This is a genomic window from Bacillus massiliglaciei, from assembly GCF_900098925.1.
GTDB lineage: Bacteria > Bacillota > Bacilli > Bacillales > DSM-1321 > Peribacillus > Peribacillus massiliglaciei.
In genome coordinates, this window is sequence record NZ_LT622356.1 from 41293 (window position 1) to 67107 (window position 25815).

A 25815-nucleotide genomic window follows, 5' to 3' on the forward strand; every position below is an offset into this window, starting at 1 on the left:
CCATATTCAATGACTTACTGAATTATTTTAATTTGACGTCCGTCAGGCTGAACCATTCCTCATTCGGAACAATGAAGCCTTCTACCTTATCAGACATGGCATATGGCGCTTTATCATTCACAACCCCAATAATCCCCATATCCTCTGTCACCTTCTCATTCGCCGATCTCCAGTAGCCATTGGATCTCTCAGTGTCAGTTTCTGCAGTGGCCTTCGCCATCAGCGCATCTGCGTCAGCATTTTTGTATTTTCCTACATTTGAATTACTTTCTGATTGAGACATGATGGACAGAATATAAGGAGTGCTCATCCCCCAAGACATCTGCGAAAAGCCGATTTCCTCCGGAGCTTCCTGGTAATAGACACCTAAATATGAAATCCATTCATACGTCTCGATTTTGACTTTGATTCCTATTTTCGCAAGATCCCGCTGGATCCATTCTGCCATCTGAACGGGAATCAATTGGCCGGATCCGTCAACAGATGTTCTGAAGACTGTATCGAATCCTTCCTCATACCCTGCCTCCTTCAGCAGTTTTTTGGCCTTCTCAGGATTGTATTCATAGCCATCATACTTGTCATCATAGGCTTCATTTGCCGGGGACAGTACACTCTTCGCCGGGGTAACCGTATTCTGCAGCAGCTCTTTGGTCATTCCCTCCCGGTCAATCGCAAGGCTGATTGCTTCCCTTACCTTCTTGTCCTGCATTTCTTTATTGTTAAAATTCATCGACAGATACCATACATGCGGGGCTGCTCCTTCTACTACTTTGAACCCCTTCTCCTTCAGTCCTTTTACACTGTCCGGCGGCGGGACGGAAATGATATCCACACCCCCGCTTTCAAGTGCAAGCACCCTTGATGAAGCATCTGGGATCGGCCGGAAGATTACCCTGTCGATGTTTGGCTTCTTTCCCCAATACTTTTCATTTTTATCAAGGACAATTTTTTCGCCCCGAACGCGTTCCACGAACTTGAACGGTCCTGTTCCCGACGGATGTTCGGCATAACCGTCATTCCCCCACTTTTTTAAAGCGTCCGGGCTGATGATTCCTGAAGAGCCCAGTCCTCCCTGAGCCAGCATGCGCAAGAAAGGGGCAAATGGCTGATCCATGACAAGCTGGATTGTATAATCATCGATGATGTTAATTTTTTCCAGATTTGCATATGTAGCCGCCACCTGTCCTGCCGAAAGGGCATCATAATACTTAAAGTCTTTATCCCAGACACGCCTGATGTTAAATTCTACATCCTTTGCGTCAAAAGACGTGCCGTCATGGAACGTAACTCCTTTTCTTAAATGAAATGTATAAATCAGTCCATCGTCTGAAACAGACCATTTTTCAGCCAGCCCCGCTTTCAGCGGCGGTGTCTTCTCAGCATTCGTGGATAAATCTTCTGTAACCAAAGATTCATGCATTTGATAATTCACCCGGAATGTCACCCAGCCCCCCGCTCTGTGGGGATCGAGTACATCGGTTTCTGATTCAATTCCGATAATAAGTGTTTTCCTGTCTTCTGCTGATTCTGCAATTCCGCAGCCAGTGAGGTAAATGGAAATGATACAAACGAAAAGCAGCTTAAAATACTTTAATTTCAAAAATAATCCTCCTCTCAAAATTATCAGAATTTTCAAATCTTTTATGCTGCACAATATATCACCAAATTTATACAGTATCCAGTTTTTTGTCAGATTTCTTCACATTAATTTTCGTAAACCGCTTCTTTTTTTACTTTTCTTGTAAATTCATCGACTAAATTATTGTAATTTTCCGAACCTTATTGTAGATTAGGATTTACAACGTAAAGTTTTATCACATCAAGGTTTTATAAATTGAAAGAGGAGGAGAAAAAATGAAAGACTTTATTTATCTCACCAATCAATTGAAAGGCCTATCGATTTCGGAGGAAGATTACGAAGTATTAGAAGCGAGAATGACAGTCTTAGAGAATTTAAGAGTTTCAGTGGATGAAGCCCAGCTTAACGAATGCAATATGGCTCTGACCAATATTCCGAATGGAGGGGAAATCATTTGAATCAGGAACTGGCAAAGAAATCAATTGGAGAATTGGCCCCATTAATTCAATCCAAGCAGCTGTCCCCAGTAGAAATTACAGAATCCGTCTTATATCGGGTTGAGCAATACGACGGTAAAATCAACTCCTACATACGTGTAGATGCTGAGGATGCCAGAAAATCAGCCAAGCTTGCGGAAAATGAAATCATGAAAGGAATTTATAAGGGAAAACTGCATGGAATCCCAATGGCGCTCAAGGATATCTTTTATACAAAAGGTAAAATTGTGACGATGGGATCCAAAATCCATAAGGATTTCATCCCAAGTTACGATGCGACAGTCGTACAGAAATTAGCAGAGGCAGGAGCCGTATTCACAGGTACATTGAACATGCATGAATATGCCTGGGGAGGCACGACCAATAATCCTCACTACGGGCCGTGCAGAAATCCATGGAACCTGGAAAAAATCCCAGGCGGATCAAGCGGAGGATCCGGTGCGGCGGTGATCGCTGATTTAACCATTGCATCTCTCGGCACTGATACAGGCGGATCAGTCCGAATCCCGGCTTCTGTCTGCGGGATCGTCGGATTAAAACCAACACATGGAAGAGTCAGCAAGCATGGCGTTTTTCCTTTAGGATTCAGTTTGGACCATGTTGGTCCCATGACCAAAACGGTTCAGGATGCAGCCATCCTTCTTGAAGCAATTGCCGGCTTCGACCAAAATGATCCCACTACCATCCAGAAAACAGTTCTGCCATACAGCACTTTACTCACCGATGACATTAAGGGCATGGTTATCGGTATCGAAGAAGATTTTTATTTACAAAACATCCAGCCCGGAGTAGAAAGTTTATTCTATCAAGCTATTGAAACATTAAAAGATCTAGGTGCGGTTATAAAGCCAGTTAAACTTCCAAGTCTCCAAAACTCTTTCTACGCTGAAATGATCACCATATTAGCTGAGGCCAGTGCGATTCATCATAACAATTTAAAAACCCGGCCCGAGGACTTCGGAAAAGACGTCCGTCTGTCATTGGAGCTTGGCGAACTGCCAAGTGCCGTGGAATATGTACAGGCCCAGCAAATCCGCTATCAAATGAAAAATGAATTCCAAGAAATTTTCAAGACGGTCGATACCATCGTCGCCCCTACCCTTCCATTTACCGCGCCATATATCGGACAAGAAATATCCATGCTGAACAATCAGCAATTAAGCACTGCCGACGAACTGGTTCGTCTGCAGTCTCCTGCCAATTTGACAGGATTCCCGAGCATCTCTGTCCCGTGCGGCTTCAGCGAAAACATGCCAGCCGGGATCCAATTCATCGGGAACGCCTTTGATGAACAAACAATCCTTAAAGCAGCCTATGCTTTCGAACGGACAAATCCAACTCAACATAAAAAACCAGAATTGGAGGAGATCACAGAAAACGTCTAAATGCATCCACAAAAATAATCCCAGGACAATCACTTATGTCCTGGGATTATTTTTGTTCTGGACCATCGAGCAACTCCATTTCTTGCAGCCTGTTCTTTTCCATCCTCTGCTTTCCTATCTATGATTCTTTTTATCAACAAAGGAATATCCAATATAGTTGATGATTGCTCCTACAACTACTACAAGGACATAGGGAGTGACACTTGAATCAATGGCTCCCCCTGTTTTCAGAATAACTATTACAATGAGTCCGACGATTAAACGCTTGAATTGATTTTTTTAAGGCCCTGTTCATCGATTTTTCACCCCATGATATGTATTTTTTTACTGACTAAGATTTTCTCATATTTTATCTCAAGCGGTCCTTATTTTTATTCAAAATAAGTAAAGCCGGTGAAATTTTACACTTTGTAAAATTTCATCGGCTTTTTGGGGCGGTCGGTTCTGGCATAGTAAAAAAGCAGAGAAGTCACTCCTTTTCTCCGCTTTTTCCCTTAAAGCTCAGCGGCCTATCGTTTCTTCTGAGCGGCCATGAATGGAACTTACAAGAATATCATTTTCTGCCAACGCTTTTCTGATCGCTTTGGCAAGCTGGACGGCACCCGGGGTATCGCCATGGATACAGACCGTTTCGGCGGTGAGGTCTGTGTCTTCTCCGGAATCCGTCCGCACTTTCCCGTCTTTCACCATGCGGACTACGCGCTGGGCAAGCGCCTCATAATCTTCAATCAGAGGCCCTTTCCTTGTTAATACGATGGAGCCGCTCTTTGTATGTTCGCGGTCGGAATAGACCTCTTTCACAATCCTCATGCCCATGCGGCTGCCGACTTCCTCCACAGCAGATCGATTCATCGCAAATACGGCGATGTCCGGATTGATTTGATAGAGTCCTTCTAAAATGGCCTTTGCCACATCCTCTTCCTCCATCGCCATCATGTATAAGGCTCCATGCGGCTTACAATGCTGGACCTTCACTCCATGCAGCTTGGCAAAAGCCTGGAGCGCTCCCAATTGATAGATTACATAGTCTTTGATTTCAGCGGGTGTCGCATTCATTCTTCTTCGGCCGAATCCTAATAAATCCGGAAAGGATGGATGGGCGCCGATGGCTACCTGATGCTCCTTAGCCATTGCAACGGTCTTCCCCATGATCTGCGGGTCTCCTGCATGATAGCCGCAGGCAATATTGGCAGACGTAATATATTGCATCATTTCTTCATCCCGGCCCAGTTCATATAAGCCAAAGCTTTCTCCCATATCACAGTTCAAATCCACTTTCAGCAATGCGCTCCCTCCCATTCTATAAAACGAGATTATTCGACTTTAACCGGTTTTCAATATATTTTGTCGTAAACTGACCTTCTTGGAACAGGCGGTCCCCGACAATATCCTGCAGCAATTCAAGATTGGTTGTAATGCCTGCCACACGCATCATCTTTAAAGCGGCTTCCATTTTGGCAATCGCCTGCCCTCTCGTTTCTCCATAGGAAATTATTTTCCCGATCATCGGATCATAAAAAGGAGAGACGACTGACCCTTCTTCGACGGCCAAGTCAAGTCTGATCTCTTCCGGCAGAATGAAGGATGTAATTTTTCCTGGCGACGGGAAGAAGGTTTTCGGATCCTCTGCACAGAGACGGACCTCAATGGCATGCCCGTTCTGGCTGACATCCGTTTGATTCAATGCAAGCTTCTCACCGGCCGCGATTTTGATTTGCAGTTCCACCAGGTCCAGGCCTGTCACCTCTTCTGTGACCGGATGCTCCACCTGAAGCCTTGTATTCATCTCTAAAAAGTAAAAGTTTTTCTGCTCATCAAAAATAAATTCCATCGTTCCGACATTTGTATAATTAATCTTTTTCACACCGCGGATCGCCGTCTCGCATAATTTCTGCCGCAGCTCTTCATCCAAAAACGGCGAAGGGCTCTCTTCGACAATTTTCTGATTCCGCCGCTGGATGGAGCATTCCCGCTCAAACAGATGAATCGCCTGTCCGAATTGGTCGCACACAACCTGGACTTCAATATGGCGCGGATTTTCAATTAGCTTTTCTAAAAAAAGGCTGCCGTCCCCGAAAAAGGAATCCGCTTTTTGCATGGTGGAGGAAAAAACCTGGCGCAGCTGATCCCGGTCCCGAATCAGCTCCATGCCAATTCCCCCGCCGCCTGCGCTTGCCTTCAGCATCACCGGATAGCCGATTTCTTCAGCAATTTCCAGCGCTTGCTGTTCGGATTCGATTTTTCCGTTATAACCGGGAACAATCGGCACACCTGCCGCCTCCATTTGCTTGCGGGCTTCAATCTTGCTTCCCATCATGTCAATCACTTCCGGGGACGGTCCGATAAACGTAATCTCCTCTTCCGCACACCTTCTCGAAAAACCGGAATTTTCAGACACAAAACCATAGCCGGGATGAATGGCATCTGCTCCAGTCTGTTTGGCCGCAGCGATGATTTTCTCGATCTGTAAATAACTGTGTTTTGCCTGTGATGGGCCAATATGTACCGCTTCGTCCGCTTCTCTGACAAAACAGGCATCCTGATCTGCATCAGAGTAGACAGCTACCGTCTGAATCCCCATCTTGTTACACGTTCTGATAATCCTTCTTGCAATTTCTCCCCGATTGGCGATGACGATTTTTTTGAAATAACTCATTCCATCCGCTCCTTTTTCATAAGGATGTTTCTTTATTCGCTATGCTTAACACCGCGACTTCCTGGCCGGCATCGACAAAATCTTCATGTTCCACTCTAAAGGATTCGAGAATGCCCTCTTCCTCCGCCTTCACTTCAAAGAAGTTTTTCATCACTTCGACCAGTCCTATAATGTCCCCTGCCTTTACATAATCGCCTTCTTTTACATAGACCTCTTTATCTGGTGCCGGTTTCCGGTAAAACACGCCTGGTATGCCTGATAAAATCGTTTTTGTCTCTGCCATTTCCCTTACCTCCGTATGTTTATTTTCTTATAAAACGGCCTTTATTTTTTCTAAGTTTTCATCCAGTTCCTTGCGGGCTTCCAACGCTTCCTCCAAGGTCACAGGGATGAATTTCACTTTTTCATTAGATTTAATCTGTCCCATCTTATAGAGGTCGGTACTGATGATCGTCGCAATTGTCGCATATCCGCCTCCTGTTACAGCATCATTCAGCAAAGCGATCGGTTCGATGCCGGAAGGAATTTGGATGGAGCCGATCGGGTAGCCAAGATCCGTCACATTCGAAGGATTGCTGCCCGCTCCAAACGGCTGCTCCCGCTCAATGAAATCAAGCGGTTCCCCTTTGAATCGGTAGCCGACACGGTTCGCATCCGGGGTAACCTTCCACTCAATCTCAAAAAAGCGCCGTTTGCTTTCTTCCGTCAGCCGATAACTGCAAAGGCCCATCATCACCCGAATTTCATGCTCCCGTTGATAGACCGGAAGCAGTTCTTCTGGGATAGAAGATGGCTCTGCACGGGCCGCTCGGGCCACGGCATCTCCAATTGGAAGGATGTCTCCTTTTTTGAGCGAACGACCTTCGAGCCCGCCGATGCCGCAAAGCGTGTACGTAGAACGCGATCCCATTTTGACCGGCACATCAATGCCGCCGGCCGCCGCAATATAAATTCTCGCTCCGCTTTTGATAAAATCAAAGGAAAGTACATCTCCTCTTTTAACAGAAACGGAGCTCCACTGCGGAATCGGCTCGCCATTAAGCTTCGGCTGCATCTCTCCGCCTGTGATCGCGATGACGGCATCTGCCTGAAACTCCAATACCGGCCCCAAATATGTCGCTTCCAAAACCGCCGCATTCTCTTCATTCCCGACTAATAAATTGGCCACGGTGAAGGCATACTTGTCCATCGCTCCTGAAGGCGGCATTCCTAACGCATAATAGCCGATCCGGCCGTTATCCTGGACGGTTGTTTCCAAGCCAGGCTCAATGACTTTAATCATGGTATAACCTCCTCATCACTTTCCCCGCAAACCATTCTGGATCCTCCAGCACTTCTTTCGGCGTAAAGACCAATTCCTCTGTGTGGTACTTGAATTCCCCTCTTTCTACCTGCTCCCGAATGGACTGATACTCCTCCATGGTCACGTCCCGGTAGCGCAAAATATCCCCCTGCCGGAAATAAACCATCGATTCCTGGAAATCAGGGAGCTTCTGTTCAACATCTAATATGGGTGCGGCCGCCACTCCGAATAACTGGTATCCGCCGGCACCCTGAACAGGATAAATCACCGCAAAAGCCCCGCCAAATCCAAAAGCCCGTTCAGGTGTGAAAGTGCGCGGCCGCTCATATTTCGGCACTTCAATTTGTTTGTCTTGGGAAGTTAATTGGAAGGAAAACGGCAGGCCAGGAACAAAACCGACCATGGACACTAAAAAGGGATAATTGACAATAGTTTGGATCAGCTCTTCTTTTGATGCAAACCCGTTGACGCGGGCCGAATATTCTAAGTCCGTTGAATCAGGATCCTGATGGTTGCCGCGGAATCTCATCAGCGCTTCATGTGTCCACGGATCTTCAAACAGGATCGGAACATCCACTAGCCGGGAATGGATGTGAATATCCTCCAAATCCGACACAGACTCTTCTATCCGTTTCAATTCCTGAATTAAGACCTTTGGGTGCAGTACATCCGGGTTGACCCGGATCATATATGAAGCGTTTCCCGGACAAATATCAATAATGCCGGGCAATTGCTGCTCTGCCAGTTTTTTCGTAATGGCCATGCCTGTAAACATTGCTTCCAAGGACATCGCCTCAGACAATTCCACAAACACAAATTCATCTCCGCCATGCTCATACCTGATTGCGGTTTCTATTTGTTCTGCCATGTTCATTCCCCCTTTTTATGCTCACTTATCTACATGTATACCAATGCAAAATCCATGCCAAAATCCCCTATTTTTCAACATATCCACAATTTTCAGGCATTTCAGGCTGCAAGACGGGACCCAACAGCTCCCGCCTGTATGGAAAATAAGTCAAAATTGACCCAACGCTGCTCAAAACTGAATACAAAGTAAAAAAGCCAGCTATAGCCGGCCGAAAATGTCTGCAGTATATATACTCTTTCAATCTGGTATCCTCCTGAGCCTAAGTGCAAACAGACTCAAACTGAGTGCCTTCGTTATTCGCTGAATACTAGATAAAGAGATAATATGAGCAGGAAAAGGAGCAAGCGCACCAATTGATGACTGACAGTTATCTTTCCATGGAGATGAAATCCATTCAGGATGGCCGCAATTTGGATAAGAATAAATCCGGCAACAAGAAGAATTCCCGTTGTATAGGTGTTTTCATACGTGAAGGGTGTCAGCAGCAGCACGATACTGCCCACAATGAAAAGAAGCGCATTTTTAAGAGGAACTTTCCTTTTCCTGACTTGCATGATTCCCGCTAACAGGTGAAGCAGCGCATAAAGACCGGCTGCCAGTATCATCATACCCATAAAATCTCCATTTATTTTTTCTATATTTTATCGCAAGGACCAGCTGAGAGGCCCTAACTTATCCACAATTGCTTCGGTGTGGATAAGTTTTTCTTTAGCCAACCGGTTTCAATTTGTTTGTGGATTCTGTGGAAAAATAGATTCGTTCTGTACTGAATCTAGTAAGGAGGGAAGCCAGTAAGAAAATTTTTTTACGTAACCTACCTTTTATCGTCACGAGCTTTGTCATTCTCGTTAGTTTTTTAGCCATTCCCTGTCATAACTACCCCTGCCATTTAAATTGTCATCTCGTCCATTTCTCGTTTTCGTTCAGTTCATCCAAGTATTAAAACAATACTCCATGATGGTACAACCTTCATGAGTTATGAATTTCAGTAAAGCAAAATTCATGTTATCCAAAGCATAAATGTCTCATTAAAAAACGAAAAACACCTGTTACCTAATAGGCAATCAAGTGCTTTATAGTTAGCTTTATAGTTTAGCTTTATAATGTAATTCATTGCTAATACTTTTTTATTCTTCGGTGTTCTCATATAAATTATCCAAGAATTCATCAATATCATTTGCTAAAAAATACATATTACTCATATATCAGGAATCTTCTGGTTCTTGCTCATGATCCCAAAAATAAATTTTTTCATAATATGGCTCTTCAGTACCTATGCATATAACATCACCTGCTGAATCATCTGCAATTGGTAAAGCCCTTTGCAAGCCTAAACTCATATATATCTATAACCTTCTCTAAATTATCATACATATCTCCAATTCCATTAAATACATTCAAAACACTTTTCCCAAGTTCATCAGAAATATTAAATATACTAAGTTCTGGGTATCCACCATTCCATTGAAGTAAAAATTTCTTATATTTTTCTTGTTAATTTCACACCATTTTCTATTTCAAACAGCTCAATCTCTTCCATAGAAAGTTTCTTATGTGAGTTTTCAATTTTCACCATATTAAAATACCCCTCTCAAATTATTTTCCATTAACAATTGATACTCCTCCAGCATAAGTAAATTCCCTATGAATATCTTTATCCACAAGAATCATTGTTTTTCCATCTTGATGGGTCTGACAGTATACCTTAATTTCATCTTCCTGGTAAGCAAGGCTGTAACCATCCCTTGCTTGTCCTTGTGTAGATACTCGAATATATCCGATAACATTCATGATATCTTCCCCCTCCGTTACGCTAATCTGGATTAACGTAACGCTTAGCCGCTATATTTAATATAAATTCATTGTATGCGGCTTTAGCGATACAATCAACCCCTTTACCGATACAAATTTATTGTGTATCGTAAAGGTAGCATAAGAAAGAGGAAGGGAATTACCATGCCAATATCAATCAAATTAAAGGAAATTCTTAAAGAACGTGACCTTTCACAACGTGAATTGGCACGAATGACAGGTCTGCGACCAAATACTATCAGCCATCTCTGTTCAGACAATGTGGACAGGGTTTATCTATCAACATTAGAAACAGTATGCAAAGTGTTAGACATCGACATTCAGGAATTAATCGAGGTGGAGTAGTCCTCTTACTATAGTAATCGTTCTATGTACGTAAAAGTTGCGAAAAAATTTAAAAGGCAGTGAGAAAGCGAAGGTAAGGTTTTGAAGAATTGAAATGGTGGTAGCTGATGATATTATGGTTATTTGCTTAATAAAATAAAGAGTAGATAGGGCATACATTTTAAAGGTGTGTGCGTACTTTATAATTCGTTAAAACATCATATAGGGCTTATATGGGCTATCTATATTCTATAAATAACTGGCGGTTCATTCGGCACTAGATCGCCCCCATAAAAAAAGAAACCTTGAAAGGCATTAGCCAATCAAGATTATCTTTTAATTTTTTTTATTTTGTTTTCACTCCTTCTTTCATTTTCTCTACTAAATTATTTAGCCACTGTAGAGGGTTTAATTCAATAGCTGGAAAATAAACTTCAGCATTATTTTGAATAATATTTTCTTTCTCCTGTTTTGTTAAATTACTATTCAAAAACTTCTCACAATCCTTTATTGTAGACAGCAGACATTCTATGCTAGCTTCGTTTATAAACTCATCTAATGCTTGTTCTGGAGAACTGATGTCTTGATGAAATGTTCCTCCTAAAAAATCTTCCAGCTCCTCTAAGTAATCATAAGTTTCATCCATAAACTATCCCTTCTTTCTATTTAACAGGATATCCTGTTAAAATAAAACTATCATTACTATCCTTTTTAAGTATTATTTTTGCGTTTGTAACATTCTCGATTACTTCTGAATTTCTAGTAGCACTTCTACCAATTATTTTCCCATCACCTTTGAATTTTAAAGGTAAGGTAGGTCTACTATTTGGGTCTGATATCCATTTTTGGATTTTCTCGATATTCTTAGGTTCTCTAAGAACTGTATCAGCAACTTTTTCAGCTGTCATTCTATCCTTAAAAGTAGAAGAACCAGTAATTTTAGGATTATTTTTCAATCTCTCCAATAATTGTTCATCCGTTTTTCCGACATGCCTATCTATTAAATGCCCACCTTTTAACTCATGAGCAGCTAATCCACCACCAGGGGCTAGAGAACTTTTATCTCCTTGCTTAACATTATCTATATCCTTAGTAACACCACCCCCAGCTCCCTTCCCCTCAACCTTCCCAGGAGAAGCAGAAACAATCGAATCCATCCGATTTTCGATCATAGTTCTGTTCATCATATTGATGGGTGCTTGATTCGCCGCACTTAGCTGAAAGGGCGGATTGGGCATTAAGGTTTGTCTAAAGAACTGGGTGACATCCTGGATGTATTGTTGGCTGCCATTTTTTATATGGCTCAGCCATGCGGCGTTTTCTTTCTTGATTCCGCCCAAGCCTTGAACGGATTCTGTTGGCTTTTTGGAGATGGCTGAGCGGGTTCCGCTGGCTTTATTGATACTTTTTTCCACTTTTAACAGCTTGAGGTATTTGGCTTTGCCGGCGTATGGGATGAAGGAAGTGGCTGCACTTCCCGATGCGTACATGATTCCTTCTTTTTCAGCGGTGTCTGATATGGATTGAGCCATCGATTCAAGGATAATGACCGGATCTTCTATAATCAGTTCGAGCGTTTCCGCAGCACTCTCTATCCTTTTATCGGAAGCTTTTTTTAGAAAATCCGGTTCTATACTATCTGGAATCAGGTCTGATACGGCAATGATGCCAGCATCGATAACAAGCGTAACAACGCCTTTCAGTATCTCCAGAATTGTATCCTCTACCCCATCTCTAAAATCCCTGATTCCACCAGTCGTTACAGAAACCGCATCGCTTATCTTTTCATAAAAATTCATATAGCGATCTTGGACCGCCGCGGCCTTGTTTGCATATTCGTCATCTGTGTTTTCAAACTTTTTTACTTTTGACTCATAGAGGTCCCACAGCTCCTCCATTTTATGTTTAAGCCTGGATTGAGCGGATTCCATGTCGTTTCGAAGGCTTGCCAGCTTCTGTTGATTAGATCTGCTGCGCTCTTTTTCTTCCGGATCTGCATCGTCCAACAGACTAGACAGAAGGCTTGGGGACCGATTGGCTTCCAAGATTGCACGGGTAAGGCTGTTCGTTACTCCCCATTCAATCTGTGAGAGATTCCCCCAAATATCGTTCCGGTCGACTCTCATCATGCTGTTTCTGGAAATAGGTGTGATATAAGCTGTTGTATCGGCCACATAGCTTTCAAACAATGTCAATAAATCCTCAATTTGCGTCTGATAGCTTTGGATATTTTTCTTGGATTGCTGCATGAGATCGTCCCAGGCTTCCAGGCTCTTTCCTGCATTCCTCTCTGCGTAGACCGCTATTGTGTTGAGAGAACTCTGCATCTGATGCAGGGCATGCCTATATGTATGAAGCTTTTCAATGATCTGGTCCAGCGTTCCATAGTTGATTTGGATGTCCCGTTTCATGACTGCCCGCTCCGAATCGCCCTGCCCACTTCTTCGTCTGCCTTTTTCATTTCTTCCAATATTCCTTTACCGGCTGCATAGACGTCATTCATGTTTTTTACTAAATCCGTATTCATATCATTATTCATATGATCCAGAATCGCATCCACTTTTTCTATAAATCAGAATGAAAGCTTTTCAGCTGATTTCTTGTCCCCGTACGAAAGGTGTCTGTGTAACTGCTAAACTCGTCGATACTGGATTGCAGGGTTTGTAAAGTGGCCTGCAGCTCGCGGATATCCATCTTGATATGTTCGGTTCCCAATTCTACACTCCTCTCTGCTATTTTCTCATCTAAAATGAACGGATTCAATGGCGGCGATCAGCCGATTCAGTTCAGTGATCATTTCTTCCGTTTTTTCGCGCATTTCTTCTTCCACAGAAGCATTTTCTAAGTCCATTTGCTCGAAATTCTTCTGTATCCCATATTTGGCATCTTCCAAAGAGGAGATCATATTGGATGCTACGCTATAACAAAAACCGGACGTATAGTTTGCCATTATCTTTCACCCGCTTTTTCCATTTCCATCTGAAGGGATTGCATATCCTGTGCGGAAAACTCAATTGAAGTCATATTTTTTTCTACAATCAGCTCTTCTTTCATAAGCAGCTCAAACGCTTCTTCCATTTCATCTTTAAAACCCGTATGGATCACATTTGTAATCAAGGGCTCTGTAAAATAGAGGATGGCATCCTTCTTCATTTCCCCTACAGGGTACACCACACCGCCGTACGGAAAAAACGTTTGATAGCCTGTTGGCACTGTAAAACGTTTGGTGATGACAATTTTGGCGGTGAGGAAGTTTGCTGCTCCGGAAGAAAGTAAAGCGGGTTCAGCTCCACCACTGACCCTAACGGCAGCACTTCTCTCATAATTTCAATGCAGGAAGTAACGAAAGGGAAGAAAAGAGTTTCATGTAAACAATAATGGGTCCGTTTAAACTGAACTACATGTTCATCATTCTCTTTTCTATAATAAATTGCTTCCCCATTTGTGCTTTTTATATCGCAGGAAGAGAACCCTTGCTTGAAAGCAAAATAAAGTTCCTGAAATACGAGCTCATCCTCCAGGTATAAATCAGCGAACTCCTGGATTGCCGCACGGTATCTGCCTTTTGATTCATCTGATAAGGAGTCCATGATTTGAGCTATTTTTTGCATAGCCAGTGCCTTTAACTGAGTCTTATGATTCAAACCGTTCCCTCCCTCTCATGTTAAATTTTTACATACATATATATTATAAACGAATGAATTGGAAATGATATGGTTAAAAATATCTAAATACCAAGGACTCACTATAATACCTTTTTTTTCTAAAGGTGGGAGGCGTTTTACAAGATTATGTTCCAGCTTTCAGAGAAGCCCTAAACGACGGGAAGTGGAAGGGTCAAGGCTGGCATAAAAAACCTCTTTGGCTTAATAAAATCTGAATTGCTTTATTTACAGAAGTTTGACAGTATGGAGCATCCCCAACAGAATTAGGATAATATACCCACCATTATAATCTCCATCAAATTAATGAAAAAATAAAAGGCATGACCCCGTATGATTTCCAGGTTCATGCCCTCGATTGCCTAACTAAATAAAACATCTAACTTTTATTGGTTCCACACTTATTGTTTAGTCACTTTCTTACAAAGAGAATTACAGTCCGATTGAAATAAATTTCACTTCTAAGTACTCGTCAATGCCCAGGTGGCTTCCTTCGCGTCCGAGTCCGCTTTCTTTGAAACCGCCGAATGGCGCCTGTGCCACGGATGGAAGTCCGTCATTCAATCCGACAATTCCGTATTCAAGTCCTTCGGAAATTTGAACGGCTTCACTGATGTTTTCACTGAATACATAGGCTGCCAATCCATATGGAGAGTTATTGGCGCGCTCAATCACTTCTTCCGTTGTCTGGTATGTAGCGATTGGAGCAAGCGGGCCAAATGTTTCTTCATTCATGCAGAGCATATCGTCTGTCACATCGACAAGAACGGTCGGTTCCACAAAGAATCCGTTCAGATGATCGAGCTTGCCTCCGCCGATTGCGATTCTTGCGCCTTTTTTCTCAGCGTCTTCCAATTGATTAGACACTTTCTTCACGGCACGGTCATCGATCAGCGGCCCGATATCCACGCCTTCTTCCAAACCGTTGCCGACTTTAAATTCAGCGACCGCTTTCGTAAATGCATCAACAAAGGCATCTTTCACCGTTTCATGGACATATACGCGGTTGGCGCATACACAGGTTTGGCCGGCATTGCGGTATTTAGAAGCAATTAAGCCTTGAGCCGCTTTTTCAATATCCGCATTGGCCGTCACGATAAATGGTGCATGTCCTCCAAGTTCAAGAGAAACCTTTTTCACGGTATCTGCCGCTTGGCGCATCAGCAGTTTGCCGACTGGCGTTGATCCGGTAAAGGAAATCTTCCGGACACGGCCGTCCTTCATCCATGTTTCCCCAATTGATTTGGCGTCTCCTGTAACGATATTAATGACACCCTTCGGAATGCCTGCCTCCTCTGCCAGTTCCACCAATCTAAACGCTGTCAGCGGTGTAAGCTCTGCCGGCTTGATGACTGCTGTACATCCCGCTGCCAAAGCAGGGGCCACTTTTCTTGTAATCATCGCTGCCGGGAAGTTCCATGGCGTGATGGCAGCCATAACCCCAACTGGCTGCTTCTGAACAAGGATTCGTTTATTTTTTGCAGATGCAGGAATCGTTTCCCCGTAGACACGCTTTCCTTCCTCAGCATACCAGGAGATGAAGCTGTTGGCATAATTCACTTCGCCAATTGCCTCTTTCAGCGGTTTTCCCTGTTCTGTTGTCATAAGCTCTCCGATTTCTTCTTTTGCCTGATCAATAAGCTCATGCCATCTCATCAAATAGGCTCCGCGTTCTGCAGCTGTTAAAACAGACCATGTTTTGAACGCTTCATACGCTGCATCAACGGCTTTTTCCGCTTCTGCCGCACCGCCGTTAGGGACCGTTGCAAATACTTCATTTGTTGCTGGATTCACGACTTCAATTTTTTCCGGTGTATCGATCCATTCGCCGTCAACGTACATTTTCCATTGTTTCATCTTCGAGCACTCCCTTTGCATTTTGTACTGGCACTTGTTTTTCTTCTATATGTGACTCATATTTTCCTTTATTCATATGATAATAGAAATACGCGCCAATTAACATCCATATGCCTACCATGATCCACTCATACGGCCAAACCAGGGCTGCCGGCATTCCGGGCATATACAGCGTAATGAACCCAAGGCTTAAAACAAGCGCAATCCAGCCAATCGCATTTTGCTTTCCTGCCTTGAACGGGCGGGCCATATTGGGCTCTTTTTTACGTAAAAGAATGAAAGATAATGCGACAAGAAAGTACGCCACCACAATGCCAAGTCCCCCTGCATCCACAATCCATACAAGCGCAGGCCGTCCTAACAGCGGCGCCAAAACTGCAAGTGCACCGAGGAAAAGAATGGCATGCGAAGGGGTTTTATATTTCGGATGCAAATAGCTGAACCATTTTGGCAGCATACCAGAGTCAGCCATGGCATAAATGATGCGGCTTCCGCCAATGATGAAGGCATTCCAGCTCGTCACAATGCCGCAGACTCCTCCGAATATTAAGATATTTGCGAAAATTTTAGATCCAAAGACAGCAGCCATCGCATCAGCCGTTGCCAATTCAGAAGCCGATAATGCTTCATGGCCTAAAGCCATGGAAACCCCAAAAGCGATGGCCAGATAAAAGATCACGGCACAGGCAACAGAAAAAATCAGAATCTTGCCGATTTCCCTTGGCGGCATGTTCGCTTCCTCCGCCACCTGCGGAATGACATCGAACCCGACAAACAGGAAAGGCACCATGATAAGCACGGCCATAACCCCTCCGGCCCCTCCGTTAAAGAACGGCTGAAGATTCTGGGCATCTCCGTTGATCGATGAGCCGAACACAAGGAACAGGCCAATCCCGACAATGAATATCGTCAGCACGCCCTGCATGAAGGCTGCGGGCTTTAATCCAAAATAATTGAGCGCCGTCAGCAAGACCGCTCCGCCAGAACCGATCAGCACCCATGTCAGATAAACATCCCAGCCGCTGATGGTCCACAAATACCCCGTTTGATAATCCGGAATGATATAGTCCATGACGGTCGGGAGAGCAACCGCCTCAAAGGTCACAACCGATACATACCCGAGTGTGATGGCCCAGGAACCGATAAAGGCTGCTTTTCTTCCCATAGCGCGTTCTATGTAATGATGTTCCCCTCCCACATTCGGCATCGCCGAGGCGAGTTCCGCATACGTCAGGCCGACAAAGGTAACCAGCAATCCTCCGATGACAAAGGCAACCAGTGCCCCCATCGATCCCGCCGAGTCAATCCAGTTTCCGGAAAGGACAACCCAGCCCCAGCCAAGCATGGCCCCAATCGATAAAAACAGTACATCTACTTTTGACAGGACTTTTTTGAACTTCTTATTTTCCATCTCATGATTCATCCGCTTCATCCCTTCAATCCAGATACTTTTTTATTTTCCGTATTGCCGATGATTGGCTTATGCCAAGAGCTTCAGCTGCTTTATAAGAAGAGCCGTATTGATCATATGCCTTTCTGATCATCGATTTTTCCACTTCTTCCAGCACTTCAGGCAGCGTGCGTCCTTCTTTTCCAAGACTCCCATGCTGCATTTCTGACGGCAGCTCACTTTCCATGACTGACCTTTCATTGGTGACAACAAGACGCTCAACCATATTGCCAAGCTCACGGATATTGCCTTTCCACTCAAAATCGATGAAGCTTTGCAGGACTTTTGGAGAAAACCGGACATTCCGGCCATAGGTTTTGTTAAAATGATCGAGAAAATGATAGACAAGAGGAGCGATATCCTCTTTTCGTTCACGCAAAGGCGGAATAAAGATGGGAACAACATTCAGCCGATAATATAGGTCGCGGCGAAAAGTACCTTCCTCCACCATCTGCTCCAGGTTTTTATTTGTTGCGGCAATAATGCGGAGATTCAGGGAAATTGGTTTTTTCCCTCCAAGAGGCCTGATCTGCTTTTCCTGCAATACATGAAGCAGCTTGCTCTGCGCCTGCAGCGAAAGCTCACCCACTTCATCCAGAAACAGCGTCCCGTGATTGGAAAGTTCAATTAAGCCCTTTCTTCCCGTCCGGGAGGCACCCGTAAAAGCGCCGGCTTCGTACCCAAACAGTTCCGACTCGATCAGCTGGTCGGGCAGGGCTGCGCAGTTTATTTCATTTAATACTTGCTCTTTCCGATGGCTTAGGGCATGAATGGCCCGGACGATTTTGCTTTTGCCTACACCGGTTTCACCCAGCAGCAGGACCGTCGTATCCACCTTAGCCACCTTTCTGATGGTTGAGAGTACATGCTCCATCTTTTCACTTTTCGATATCAATCCTTCTACTTCGACAGGCTCATGAAACTCTTTTTTATAGGAAGCCAACTGATCTTCCATTTCTTCTATTTTATTACGCAGACGGCTCAGCTCCGTTAAGTCGCGGGAATAGCTGATGACGCTTTTTAATTCCCCGGCCTTATTAAACACGGGCTGCGTACGCACATGGAGAGTGCGTCCTGCATTCGTTGTCTGAAACAATTCGATCGGCGTCTTTTTTTCGATCACCTGCAGTGTTGCCGACGGATAAAAAATTCCCATTCTCTCTAAATCCTTCACATGCTTCCCAACTAAATGACCGGATGGCATTCCATAGTTCCGCTCACATGCCGAATTCACAAGAAGGACGATTCCTTCTGCATCAGTCAAAATGATTTCGTCAAATGATGATTCAAAAATATCCAGCAATTCTTCTTCCACAGAACCGAGTGACAGATTCATAGAAAACCTCCCTCCAGACAGATTCACTTGAATGAATTATATCAGAAATTTCTGTCTCTTAGGAGGGGGTTCCATATTTTGAAAAATTAAACGGCCGGAATCGCTCCGCCAATTGCCTCTTTAATGGATGCTTCAATAATATCAAGGCCTTCTTCTAATTGATCCTCCGTAATTACAAGCGGCATTAAGATCCGCAGAACATTTCCATAGGCACCCGCACTCAAAAGAAGCAATCCGCGCTGATTGGCCTCATGAATGATTTGGTTCGTTAAGGCTTTATTCGGCTCCTTCGTTTCCAGGTCTTTCACAAGCTCCATCGCACACATCGAACCGAGTCCGCGTACATCTCCGATAAAAGAGTACTTGGTCTGAAGCTGACGGAAGCGGTCCATTACGATACGGCCCAGCTTCTCAGCACGCTCATTTAATTTTTCTTCCTCAATTATGTCCAGAACCGCAAGCGCTGCCGCACATCCAAGCGGGCTTCCCGCATATGTGCCGCCCAATTCACCCGGAGAAGCCGCATCCATCACTTCGCTTCGTCCGATTACACCGCTGATTGGCACGCCCGCTCCGAGCGATTTAGAAACCGTAATTAAGTCTGGAACGACATCAAAATGCTCAATGCCGAAATATTTGCCTGTCCGGCCAAAGCCCGCCTGGATTTCATCAGAAACAAACAGGATTCCATGCTTTTGACATTCTTCGTAAACAGCCTGAACAAATCGCTTCGACGGCACAATGAACCCGCCTTCGCCCTGTACCGGCTCCATGACGACCGCCGCAATCGTTTCGGGGGCTACATCATTCACAAAGCAGTCGCGGAACTCTTGAATAATCAGATCCTCATACTCGGTTTCCGATACCTGTATCGGCCTGCGATACGCATATGGATACGGCGCTTTATAAACCTCCGGCGCAAATGGGCCGAATTCATATTTATAAGGTTTCACTTTGCTCGTCATCGTCATTGTCATCAGCGTCCGGCCATGGAAGCCGCGGTTAAAGGAAATGACCCCGGGGCGCTTTGTATACTTGCGGGCAATTTTTACGGCATTTTCCACCGCTTCGGCACCGCTGTTTAAAAACATCACTTTCTTATCATGGCTGCCCGGCGCAATCGCTGCCAGCTTTTCCGCCAATTCGATATATGGCTCATACATCACCACATTGAATCCGGTATGGATATATCGCTCCGTCTGGTCATGTATCGCCTGTTTTACTTTAGGATGGCCGTGGCCGACATTAATCGTGCCGATCGCCCCTACAAAATCAATAAATGTATTTCCGTCCACGTCACGCACCAGCGCGCCTTTTGCTGTATCGACAAATGCCGGGATTCCATAGCTGACTCCCTTTGGCACAATGTTATTTCTTCTTTCCAGCAATTTTTCAGACTGGCTTCCTGGTAATGGGGTGGTTATGTTTGCAAACTGATCTGTCATATTCGTCTCTTCCTTTCAGGTTGGTTTGTTACTATATCAATGCAAAAAACGTGCCAACTTGAAATGTCTGAAAAACAGGAAATTTGCACAGAAACAAGCGGCCTGTTAAGTCATTTAAGACTCACATAAGTCTAAAACGAATATTAGCCACTGGTCTATTTCCCCTGTCCTGAAAAAGAAATCGAACCGATGGATGCTACTTTTCCTGGCTGAGTTTGGATTATGGAAGAAAAAGCTGATGATGACTGTAAAATTCATCAGCCGCCAAGGGGGAATATTGGAATGAAGAATCTTGTCCATGAAAATAAAATGATCATTGTTTATCCGCAGCTTGCAGCAAAGCTAGGCCTGAAGGAAGCGATCATCCTGCAGGCAATCCACTATTGGCTTGAGAGAAGCAAGCACCATATCGACGGCAGGACATGGGTGTATAACACCTATCAAGGCTGGCATGAGCAGCTTCCCTTTCTATCGGCGGAAACGATCAAACGGACGATCCGGGGACTGGAGAAGAACGGGTATTTGCTGTCAGCCAATTACAACCGGCTGAAGCTCGACAAAACGAAATGGTATACGATTAATTATGAAAAGCTGCACGAGGACAGCACAGACAGCTTCCCGTCCGGTCAGGCTGAGCCATCGGACGGTTCAGAAGAACTGCCTGGTGACAGTCCTTTGACACCAGCATTACCAGAAAGCACTTCAGAAAGTACTTCAGAAACAACGGACAGATATCCAATCGAATCAAGAGAGGCCAATGACGCTAAGCCTGCTTCCGAGAGCATCCAGCTTCTGATCCAGGAAACCTTTCCGTACGGACTGAAGAACGATTGGACGGAGACGATTCAGTCAGTCTTTCACGACTTCAGCCACCGGCTTTCCCTCCCTGTCTTCCGGAAAATCCTTCAGGATATCAGCCGCAAAGCGGGACAAATTCTCTGCTTTGACAAATATTTGCGGAAATCTGTCCAAAATGCCCTCTCCCCTCAGAAAAGAATCATGAGACAGGAGCCTGTTCCGGATTGGATGAAAACGAGGGAAACCCCTCATCCTCCTATGGAGAAGTCTGCCCATCGGTCTATTGCGGAGCGGCGGGAAGCCATCCTAAACCAGCTGGAGGCCTGGAGAATGATGAAGGCGACGTAAAGAGATTTTCGACAAAAAGGAAGGGCGGATATTTCCGGGGAAATTCTACAAGATTCCTCCCTGTGCCGCCAATCATTTCGATTGGATTTCCAGTCGTTCCAGTAATAAAAAATTGACTTCCAGCCGTGCCAATCCTACTATAGATGAATCAGTGAATTAGGAGGTGTTTATCATCAGCTATCAAAGTTTGCTGCAAATGAACACGATATTTATCAGCCTTTTAATCGAATCTCTCCCTTTTATTTTAGTGGGAGTCCTTATATCCGGTATCATACAAATGTTCATATCAGAAGAAATGCTGGCGAGAATCATTCCGAAGAACCCCTTCCTGGCTGTTTTATCCGCCATCGGAGCCGGGGTTTTCTTTCTGGCATGTGAGTGCGGAATTATCCCGATTACCCGGCGCCTGATTGCAAAGGGCGTGCCGCTTCCGGCTGCAATGGCCTTCATGCTATCCGCTCCCATTCTGAATCCAATCGTGCTGTTTTCAACCTATATCGCCTTTGGAAACAGCTGGAGCATGGTACTCTACCGCGGCGGAACGGCTTTGCTGACCGTTCTTTTGATTGCCTGGATCATCTCCCTGCAATTCAAAACATCGCAGCTGCGCCCTGAAAAGATCGTCCATGATCATGACCATGACCACCCGCAGACCTTCAAGCAAAAAATTTCAGGTACGCTGAAGCATTCCATTGAAGAATTCTTTTCTGTGGGGAAATATTTAATTATCGGTGCTTTATTGGCAGCCGGCATTCAGACGTTCTTAAAAACGTCCCTGCTGCTTGAAATCGGACAGGGAAATGTATCGGGCCATATCGTGATGATGGGGCTGTCCTATGTGATGTCGCTTTGCTCTCAGGCAGATGCCTTTGTGGCCAGTTCTTTCCGGAGTACGTTCTCCATTTCATCACTGACCGCATTCCTTGTATTTGGAGCGATGTTTGATATTAAAAATACCATCATGATGCTTGGAACCTTCAAGAAGAAATTTGTCTTCTTCCTGATGCTTTATATTTTCCTTGCCGTTCTGATTCTGACCTTATTATTCATTTCTTAAAAAGGGAGGTGCTTTACATGATTCGTTTAGTTATTTTAATCGGGCTCACATTTTTGTTTATGCATCTGCACGCCTCCGGAAATATTTCAAAATACATCAATATGGAATATGCGTATGTGTCCAAGATCGCCATCTACATTCTGGCTGTCTTTACGATCATCCAGTTTTATCTGTATATCAAAGGCGACGGCCATGAGGAAGAAGATTGCCATTGCGGCCATGACCATTCCCATGACAACAAGGGCTGGAATAAATTCTCCACCCAGGTTTTATTTTTGATTCCGATCTTTACAGGCCTGTTCCTTCCCGTGGCCACGATGGATTCCAATATCGTCGATAAGAAAGGATTCCATTTCCCGGTCTATGACGAACAGGATGAATACAGCCAGACGCAGTTCCTTCAGCCTGACACAAGCCTTTATTATGATAAGGAAGCCTATCTGAACATGATCGATAAATCGCTTAAAGGCTTGGATAAGAAGAAGGAGCTTCAGCTGAAGGACGACAATTACCTGACAGATCTGGAAACGATCTATTACTACCCAGGGGAATTTACCGGCAAAAAGGTCACCTTAACCGGGTTTTCCTATCATTCCGATGACCTGGCGAAAAATCAGTCCTTCCTGTTCCGGTTCGGAATCATTCACTGTGTCGCCGATTCAGGAGCCTTCGGGATGCTGATTGATTGGCCGAAAGAAGCCAAGCCCGCCAACGATGAATGGTTTACGGTAACCGGCGAGCTGGAAACGGTCTATTACCAGCCGTTCAAAAAAACGATTCCGCTGCTCAAAGTCACTTCCTATGAAAAGACGAGCGAACCGGATGATCCATATGTATATCGGCAATATTAAAAAGTAAGGGGCTTACGTCTCCTTACTTTTTTATATGATTCAAAAGGGGGTTCCGAAACATACATAACCCTCCGAATCATTCGGAACCAGCTTACGAAGGGCTTTTGTTAATGCAGACCGGCCAATGCAGAGAGAAACCATCTGCAATAAAAAAAGCAAGGACCTTATCGGCCCTTACTTTTTTCGGTTTATACCAGAATCAGCACATAAAGAGATAGGCACGGTGGCCGGTGTCTTCTCCCTGATGAATATCCGAACAGTCCACCCATTTCATTCTGCTTTCCCTTTCTCTGATGGACCGTTCGATTTCCGTCTGTGCCTCATCCATCACTTTTTGAATGTCGGCCAGTTCAAGGCCAAAATGGACGGCAGCCGCCCTGTAAGGTGAATCTTCCTGCATCAGCCGCATGAAGTGCTGCGGGTCGGCTGCGATTTCCTCCAGCTGATTTTCCTTTCTTTCGATGAACTGGTAGATTTCCCTCATTTGAGGCGGCAGGCCCTCAACCGCGCTTCGAAGCATAAATTCAAGTAAGATTGGATTCATACGGCACCTCCCTGACAGCTTACCAGCTAGCTTTTTTTACTCCAGGCACTTGTCCTTTATGGGCATATTCCCTGAAGGCAATCCGGGACATTTTGAATTTACGCAAATAGCCTCTTGGTCTTCCGGTTACTTCACAGCGGTTTTTCAGCCGGGTTGGCGATGAATCCCTCGGAAGTTTTCGAAGTGCTTCATAATCTCCTTTTTCCTTCAGCTCTCTTCGAAGTTCCGCATATTTGGCAACCATTTGCTCCCGTTTCTTTTCTTTCACGACTTTCGACTTTTTTGCCATGTTCCTGTTCCTCCTTAATCGAATTGATTACGATTTAACGTGTAAATGAATTATTTTGTTTCCCTGTGCAAAGTGCGCTTTTTCAGCCGCGGGCAATATTTCATCAGTTCAATACGGTCCGGGTTTGTTCGTTTGTTTTTCGTTGTAATGTAATTCCGGTCCCCTGTTTCCGTGCATGCCAGTGTAATTTTCACTCTCATCTTCTTTTCCTCCTTTTATCTCGAGCTTGATTATATTCATGTTAAAACCGATTTCCGCTGCAGGATGCCCGCTTTTCGCGGAACGTGCGGTGAGCCTTCTCGGCGCAGGCACCTCCGGGGTCTCACCCGGCCCGCTAATTCCGCAGGAGTCTCGCACCTTCCGCTCCAATCCTTTGTACACATCCATATGACTCATCAATAAAACGAAATGATTCTGATTTAAGTCAGATAGCTGCCTGACTATAAAACTGCTCGCCCACTATTATAAATCGAAATCATTCTTATTTGCAACCCTTACGCACTAAAACTTTTTTCTTCAATAATATGAATTTTTTAATAATTTATCTCGTATTATGTCCTATTTCCGATATAATAGGTGTAATATCGATGAAGAGGAGTGTACAGCATATGACAACGATTGTAACTACAGGACCTTTCCGTGCAGATCATGTCGGAAGTTTTTTACGCCCCAAAGCGCTTAAGGAAGCACGTGCGCAGAAAAAGGCGGGCACAATAACAGCAGAACAGCTGCGTGCCATAGAGGATGAAGAAATCCGGAAGCTTGTCGAAAAACAAAAAGAGGCCGGACTGCAGGCTGTGACGGATGGCGAATTCAGACGGTCATGGTGGCATTTCGACTTTCTGTCTGACCTTGTCGGCGTGGAGATGTACCAAGCAGAATCGGGCATCAAGTTCAATGGCGTAGAAACGAAGGCTGACGGCATTAAGGTGACCGGAAAGATTGATTTCAAGGACCATCCGGTGATTGAAGATTTCAAATTCCTTCAAAGCATCGCCGGTGACCATGTGGCCAAATACCCGATTCCAAGTCCGAACATGCTGTTATACCGGGCAAAATTTGAAGAAGGCGTTTATGAAGATAAGGAAGAATTATTCCATGACCTAACAGCCGCTTATCAAAAAGCAATTCAGGCTTTCTATGAAGCGGGATGCCGCTACCTGCAGCTGGATGATACGTCGTGGGCGCAATTCTTTTCACAGGAAAGCCTGGACAAGATCAAGGCCCGCGGAGAAGATCCGGATGAATTGGCCCAGCTGTCAGCAAGAGCGATTAATGAGTCAATCAAGTACAAGCCGGAGGATATGGTCATCACAATGCATATCTGCCGAGGAAACTTCCAGTCAACCTTTACATCAAGGGGCGGATATGACAATGTTTCAGAAGTCATTTTCGGCCAATTGAATGTGGACGGGCTGTTTCTTGAATTTGATGATGAGCGTTCCGGCGGGTTCGAACCATTGAAGCATGTGAACCGCGATGATTTACAAATCGTTCTCGGGCTTGTCACATCCAAGTTCGCTGACCTTGAGGACCCTGAGCGCATCCGGGAAAGAATTCGTGAAGCAAGCGAATATGTCAGCCTGGATCAGCTTTGCCTGAGCCCTCAATGCGGCTTCGCCTCCACCGAGGAAGGCAACCTTATCACAGAGGAAGACCAATGGAACAAAGTCCGCCATGTCGTCAGCATTGCTGAGTCTGTGTGGAAATAAGAACTTATAAAAAACCCCCGCTGTCCTGTACGGCGGGGA

At 44.6% G+C, this 25815-nt stretch carries 29 protein-coding genes and 1 pseudogene; 7 read left to right on the forward strand and 23 right to left on the reverse strand.

Annotation, left to right across the window (positions count from 1 at the left end; translation table 11 throughout):
• Positions 1 to 22: 22 nt before the first annotated feature.
• Entirely contained in the window at positions 23 to 1600 is a 1578-nt protein-coding gene (locus tag BQ4305_RS04325) for an ABC transporter substrate-binding protein (protein ID WP_110926635.1), read from the reverse strand.
• 254 nt (positions 1601 to 1854) lie between these two features.
• On the opposite strand from BQ4305_RS04325, the gene BQ4305_RS04330 reads away from it, so the two are divergent.
• Positions 1855 to 2037 carry a hypothetical protein gene (locus BQ4305_RS04330; RefSeq protein WP_110926636.1) on the forward strand — a complete coding sequence of 61 codons (183 nt, stop codon included), beginning with the start codon at positions 1855 to 1857 and terminating at the stop codon, positions 2035 to 2037.
• The gene (locus tag BQ4305_RS04335) at positions 2034 to 3461 is read left to right on the forward strand and encodes an amidase (RefSeq protein WP_110926637.1); all 1428 of its coding nucleotides are present in this window, start codon (positions 2034 to 2036) and stop codon (positions 3459 to 3461) included. The genes BQ4305_RS04330 and BQ4305_RS04335 overlap by 4 nt, the downstream gene beginning before the upstream one ends.
• A gap of 501 nt (positions 3462 to 3962) precedes the next feature.
• Here the strand turns inward: BQ4305_RS04335 and BQ4305_RS04340 are convergent.
• The 8 genes and pseudogenes from BQ4305_RS04340 to BQ4305_RS04375 all read right to left on the reverse strand — a co-directional run.
• On the reverse strand, positions 3963 to 4736 hold the full coding sequence (locus BQ4305_RS04340; RefSeq protein ID WP_324611564.1) for a LamB/YcsF family protein: 774 nt from the start codon (positions 4734 to 4736) through the stop codon (positions 3963 to 3965).
• Between the two features lie 25 nt (positions 4737 to 4761).
• Positions 4762 to 6117 carry an acetyl-CoA carboxylase biotin carboxylase subunit gene (locus BQ4305_RS04345; RefSeq protein WP_110926638.1) on the reverse strand — a complete coding sequence of 452 codons (1356 nt, stop codon included), beginning with the start codon at positions 6115 to 6117 and terminating at the stop codon, positions 4762 to 4764.
• Positions 6118 to 6133: 16 nt separating this feature from the next.
• On the reverse strand, positions 6134 to 6400 hold the full coding sequence (locus BQ4305_RS04350) for an acetyl-CoA carboxylase (protein WP_110926639.1): 267 nt from the start codon (positions 6398 to 6400) through the stop codon (positions 6134 to 6136).
• Positions 6401 to 6427: 27 nt separating this feature from the next.
• Positions 6428 to 7399, reverse strand: coding sequence for a 5-oxoprolinase subunit C family protein (locus BQ4305_RS04355; protein WP_110926640.1), 972 nt, complete (start codon positions 7397 to 7399; stop codon positions 6428 to 6430).
• Complete coding sequence (locus BQ4305_RS04360) at positions 7392 to 8288, reverse strand: 5-oxoprolinase subunit B family protein (RefSeq protein ID WP_110926641.1); 897 nt, start codon at positions 8286 to 8288, stop codon at positions 7392 to 7394. Before BQ4305_RS04360 ends, BQ4305_RS04355 begins: the two co-directional genes overlap by 8 nt.
• A gap of 296 nt (positions 8289 to 8584) precedes the next feature.
• Positions 8585 to 8905 (reverse strand): hypothetical protein, encoded by a 321-nt coding sequence (locus tag BQ4305_RS04365; RefSeq protein ID WP_199880552.1) that lies wholly within the window; start codon positions 8903 to 8905, stop codon positions 8585 to 8587.
• Positions 8906 to 9496: 591 nt separating this feature from the next.
• Positions 9497 to 9631, reverse strand: a complete 135-nt coding sequence (locus BQ4305_RS22070) for an SMI1/KNR4 family protein (RefSeq protein WP_324611561.1) — start codon at positions 9629 to 9631, stop codon at positions 9497 to 9499.
• Positions 9632 to 9983: 352 nt separating this feature from the next.
• Positions 9984 to 10082: pseudogene (locus BQ4305_RS04375) on the reverse strand (recombinase family protein); the annotation flags it as partial.
• A 165-nt stretch (positions 10083 to 10247) separates the two neighbouring features.
• Between BQ4305_RS04375 and BQ4305_RS04380 the strand changes: the two are divergent.
• On the forward strand, positions 10248 to 10448 hold the full coding sequence (locus BQ4305_RS04380; RefSeq protein WP_026089141.1) for a helix-turn-helix domain-containing protein: 201 nt from the start codon (positions 10248 to 10250) through the stop codon (positions 10446 to 10448).
• A gap of 325 nt (positions 10449 to 10773) precedes the next feature.
• Here BQ4305_RS04380 and BQ4305_RS04385 read toward each other — a convergent pair whose 3' ends face one another.
• From BQ4305_RS04385 to gabT, 11 genes are all read right to left on the reverse strand, one after another.
• Positions 10774 to 11073, reverse strand: coding sequence for a contact-dependent growth inhibition system immunity protein (locus tag BQ4305_RS04385; RefSeq protein ID WP_110926644.1), 300 nt, complete (start codon positions 11071 to 11073; stop codon positions 10774 to 10776).
• 16 nt (positions 11074 to 11089) lie between these two features.
• Entirely contained in the window at positions 11090 to 12838 is a 1749-nt protein-coding gene (locus tag BQ4305_RS21275; RefSeq protein WP_234396872.1) for an RNase A-like domain-containing protein, read from the reverse strand.
• Positions 12835 to 12966 (reverse strand): hypothetical protein, encoded by a 132-nt coding sequence (locus BQ4305_RS21980; RefSeq protein WP_267888086.1) that lies wholly within the window; start codon positions 12964 to 12966, stop codon positions 12835 to 12837. The genes BQ4305_RS21275 and BQ4305_RS21980 overlap by 4 nt, the downstream gene beginning before the upstream one ends.
• Positions 12967 to 12992: 26 nt before the next feature.
• A complete protein-coding gene (locus tag BQ4305_RS21280) occupies positions 12993 to 13142 on the reverse strand; it encodes a hypothetical protein (protein WP_199880553.1) in 150 nt (49 codons plus the stop codon).
• A 25-nt stretch (positions 13143 to 13167) separates the two neighbouring features.
• The gene (locus BQ4305_RS04395; protein ID WP_110926645.1) at positions 13168 to 13377 is read right to left on the reverse strand and encodes a hypothetical protein; all 210 of its coding nucleotides are present in this window, start codon (positions 13375 to 13377) and stop codon (positions 13168 to 13170) included.
• Entirely contained in the window at positions 13377 to 13640 is a 264-nt protein-coding gene (locus BQ4305_RS04400) for a DUF4176 domain-containing protein (protein ID WP_199880554.1), read from the reverse strand. The genes BQ4305_RS04395 and BQ4305_RS04400 overlap by 1 nt, the downstream gene beginning before the upstream one ends.
• Positions 13586 to 14071, reverse strand: coding sequence for a hypothetical protein (locus tag BQ4305_RS04405; protein WP_110926647.1), 486 nt, complete (start codon positions 14069 to 14071; stop codon positions 13586 to 13588). Before BQ4305_RS04405 ends, BQ4305_RS04400 begins: the two co-directional genes overlap by 55 nt.
• A gap of 450 nt (positions 14072 to 14521) precedes the next feature.
• The gene (locus BQ4305_RS04410; RefSeq protein ID WP_324611565.1) at positions 14522 to 15931 is read right to left on the reverse strand and encodes an NAD-dependent succinate-semialdehyde dehydrogenase; all 1410 of its coding nucleotides are present in this window, start codon (positions 15929 to 15931) and stop codon (positions 14522 to 14524) included.
• Positions 15921 to 17369, reverse strand: a complete 1449-nt coding sequence (locus tag BQ4305_RS04415) for an APC family permease (protein ID WP_407640134.1) — start codon at positions 17367 to 17369, stop codon at positions 15921 to 15923. The genes BQ4305_RS04410 and BQ4305_RS04415 overlap by 11 nt, the downstream gene beginning before the upstream one ends.
• Before the next feature lie 13 nt (positions 17370 to 17382).
• A complete protein-coding gene (locus tag BQ4305_RS04420) occupies positions 17383 to 18732 on the reverse strand; it encodes a sigma-54 interaction domain-containing protein (protein WP_110926650.1) in 1350 nt (449 codons plus the stop codon).
• Between the two features lie 86 nt (positions 18733 to 18818).
• The gene (gabT, locus tag BQ4305_RS04425; RefSeq protein WP_110926651.1) at positions 18819 to 20177 is read right to left on the reverse strand and encodes a 4-aminobutyrate--2-oxoglutarate transaminase; all 1359 of its coding nucleotides are present in this window, start codon (positions 20175 to 20177) and stop codon (positions 18819 to 18821) included.
• A gap of 282 nt (positions 20178 to 20459) precedes the next feature.
• Here gabT and BQ4305_RS04430 point away from each other — a divergent pair, with 282 nt between their 5' ends.
• The 3 genes from BQ4305_RS04430 to BQ4305_RS04440 all read left to right on the forward strand — a co-directional run bounded on the left by BQ4305_RS04430 (position 20460) and on the right by BQ4305_RS04440 (position 23231).
• On the forward strand, positions 20460 to 21323 hold the full coding sequence (locus tag BQ4305_RS04430) for a replication protein (RefSeq protein WP_199880556.1): 864 nt from the start codon (positions 20460 to 20462) through the stop codon (positions 21321 to 21323).
• Positions 21324 to 21519: 196 nt separating this feature from the next.
• Entirely contained in the window at positions 21520 to 22380 is an 861-nt protein-coding gene (locus BQ4305_RS04435) for a permease (RefSeq protein ID WP_110926653.1), read from the forward strand.
• 17 nt (positions 22381 to 22397) lie between these two features.
• Complete coding sequence (locus BQ4305_RS04440) at positions 22398 to 23231, forward strand: TIGR03943 family putative permease subunit (protein ID WP_110926654.1); 834 nt, start codon at positions 22398 to 22400, stop codon at positions 23229 to 23231.
• 199 nt (positions 23232 to 23430) lie between these two features.
• Here BQ4305_RS04440 and BQ4305_RS04445 read toward each other — a convergent pair whose 3' ends face one another.
• Genes BQ4305_RS04445 through rpmG form a run of 3 tightly spaced genes read right to left on the reverse strand, consistent with a single transcriptional unit; the run spans position 23431 to position 24264 of the window.
• Positions 23431 to 23775, reverse strand: a complete 345-nt coding sequence (locus BQ4305_RS04445) for a hypothetical protein (RefSeq protein ID WP_110926655.1) — start codon at positions 23773 to 23775, stop codon at positions 23431 to 23433.
• A gap of 19 nt (positions 23776 to 23794) precedes the next feature.
• Positions 23795 to 24064, reverse strand: a complete 270-nt coding sequence (rpsN, locus tag BQ4305_RS04450; RefSeq protein ID WP_110926656.1) for a 30S ribosomal protein S14 — start codon at positions 24062 to 24064, stop codon at positions 23795 to 23797.
• A 50-nt stretch (positions 24065 to 24114) separates the two neighbouring features.
• Entirely contained in the window at positions 24115 to 24264 is a 150-nt protein-coding gene (gene rpmG / locus BQ4305_RS04455; RefSeq protein WP_110926657.1) for a 50S ribosomal protein L33, read from the reverse strand.
• A 408-nt stretch (positions 24265 to 24672) separates the two neighbouring features.
• Here rpmG and BQ4305_RS04460 point away from each other — a divergent pair, with 408 nt between their 5' ends.
• Entirely contained in the window at positions 24673 to 25776 is a 1104-nt protein-coding gene (locus BQ4305_RS04460; protein ID WP_110926658.1) for a 5-methyltetrahydropteroyltriglutamate--homocysteine S-methyltransferase, read from the forward strand.
• Positions 25777 to 25815: the final 39 nt, after the last annotated feature.

Excerpts from the sequence above, each read along its gene's own strand:
- BQ4305_RS04330 (WP_110926636.1), top strand. The coding sequence starts at position 1,855 with ATGAAAGACTTTATTTATCTCACCAATCAATTGAAAGGCCTATCGATT.
- BQ4305_RS04345 (WP_110926638.1), bottom strand. The coding sequence starts at position 6,117 with ATGAGTTATTTCAAAAAAATCGTCATCGCCAATCGGGGAGAAATTGCA.
- BQ4305_RS04350 (WP_110926639.1), bottom strand. The coding sequence starts at position 6,400 with ATGGCAGAGACAAAAACGATTTTATCAGGCATACCAGGCGTGTTTTAC.
- BQ4305_RS04355 (WP_110926640.1), bottom strand. The coding sequence starts at position 7,399 with ATGATTAAAGTCATTGAGCCTGGCTTGGAAACAACCGTCCAGGATAAC.
- BQ4305_RS04360 (WP_110926641.1), bottom strand. The coding sequence starts at position 8,288 with ATGGCAGAACAAATAGAAACCGCAATCAGGTATGAGCATGGCGGAGAT.
- BQ4305_RS04365 (WP_199880552.1), bottom strand. The coding sequence starts at position 8,905 with ATGGGTATGATGATACTGGCAGCCGGTCTTTATGCGCTGCTTCACCTG.
- BQ4305_RS22070 (WP_324611561.1), bottom strand. The coding sequence starts at position 9,631 with ATGAGTTTAGGCTTGCAAAGGGCTTTACCAATTGCAGATGATTCAGCA.
- BQ4305_RS04380 (WP_026089141.1), top strand. The coding sequence starts at position 10,248 with ATGCCAATATCAATCAAATTAAAGGAAATTCTTAAAGAACGTGACCTT.
- BQ4305_RS04385 (WP_110926644.1), bottom strand. The coding sequence starts at position 11,073 with ATGGATGAAACTTATGATTACTTAGAGGAGCTGGAAGATTTTTTAGGA.
- BQ4305_RS21275 (WP_234396872.1), bottom strand. The coding sequence starts at position 12,838 with ATGAAACGGGACATCCAAATCAACTATGGAACGCTGGACCAGATCATT.
- BQ4305_RS21980 (WP_267888086.1), bottom strand. The coding sequence starts at position 12,966 with ATGAATAATGATATGAATACGGATTTAGTAAAAAACATGAATGACGTC.
- BQ4305_RS04395 (WP_110926645.1), bottom strand. The coding sequence starts at position 13,377 with ATGGCAAACTATACGTCCGGTTTTTGTTATAGCGTAGCATCCAATATG.
- BQ4305_RS04410 (WP_324611565.1), bottom strand. The coding sequence starts at position 15,931 with ATGTACGTTGACGGCGAATGGATCGATACACCGGAAAAAATTGAAGTC.
- BQ4305_RS04415 (WP_407640134.1), bottom strand. The coding sequence starts at position 17,369 with ATGAATCATGAGATGGAAAATAAGAAGTTCAAAAAAGTCCTGTCAAAA.
- BQ4305_RS04420 (WP_110926650.1), bottom strand. The coding sequence starts at position 18,732 with ATGAATCTGTCACTCGGTTCTGTGGAAGAAGAATTGCTGGATATTTTT.
- gabT (WP_110926651.1), bottom strand. The coding sequence starts at position 20,177 with ATGACAGATCAGTTTGCAAACATAACCACCCCATTACCAGGAAGCCAG.
- BQ4305_RS04430 (WP_199880556.1), top strand. The coding sequence starts at position 20,460 with ATGAAGAATCTTGTCCATGAAAATAAAATGATCATTGTTTATCCGCAG.
- BQ4305_RS04435 (WP_110926653.1), top strand. The coding sequence starts at position 21,520 with ATGAACACGATATTTATCAGCCTTTTAATCGAATCTCTCCCTTTTATT.
- BQ4305_RS04440 (WP_110926654.1), top strand. The coding sequence starts at position 22,398 with ATGATTCGTTTAGTTATTTTAATCGGGCTCACATTTTTGTTTATGCAT.
- BQ4305_RS04445 (WP_110926655.1), bottom strand. The coding sequence starts at position 23,775 with ATGAATCCAATCTTACTTGAATTTATGCTTCGAAGCGCGGTTGAGGGC.
- rpsN (WP_110926656.1), bottom strand. The coding sequence starts at position 24,064 with ATGGCAAAAAAGTCGAAAGTCGTGAAAGAAAAGAAACGGGAGCAAATG.
- rpmG (WP_110926657.1), bottom strand. The coding sequence starts at position 24,264 with ATGAGAGTGAAAATTACACTGGCATGCACGGAAACAGGGGACCGGAAT.
- BQ4305_RS04460 (WP_110926658.1), top strand. The coding sequence starts at position 24,673 with ATGACAACGATTGTAACTACAGGACCTTTCCGTGCAGATCATGTCGGA.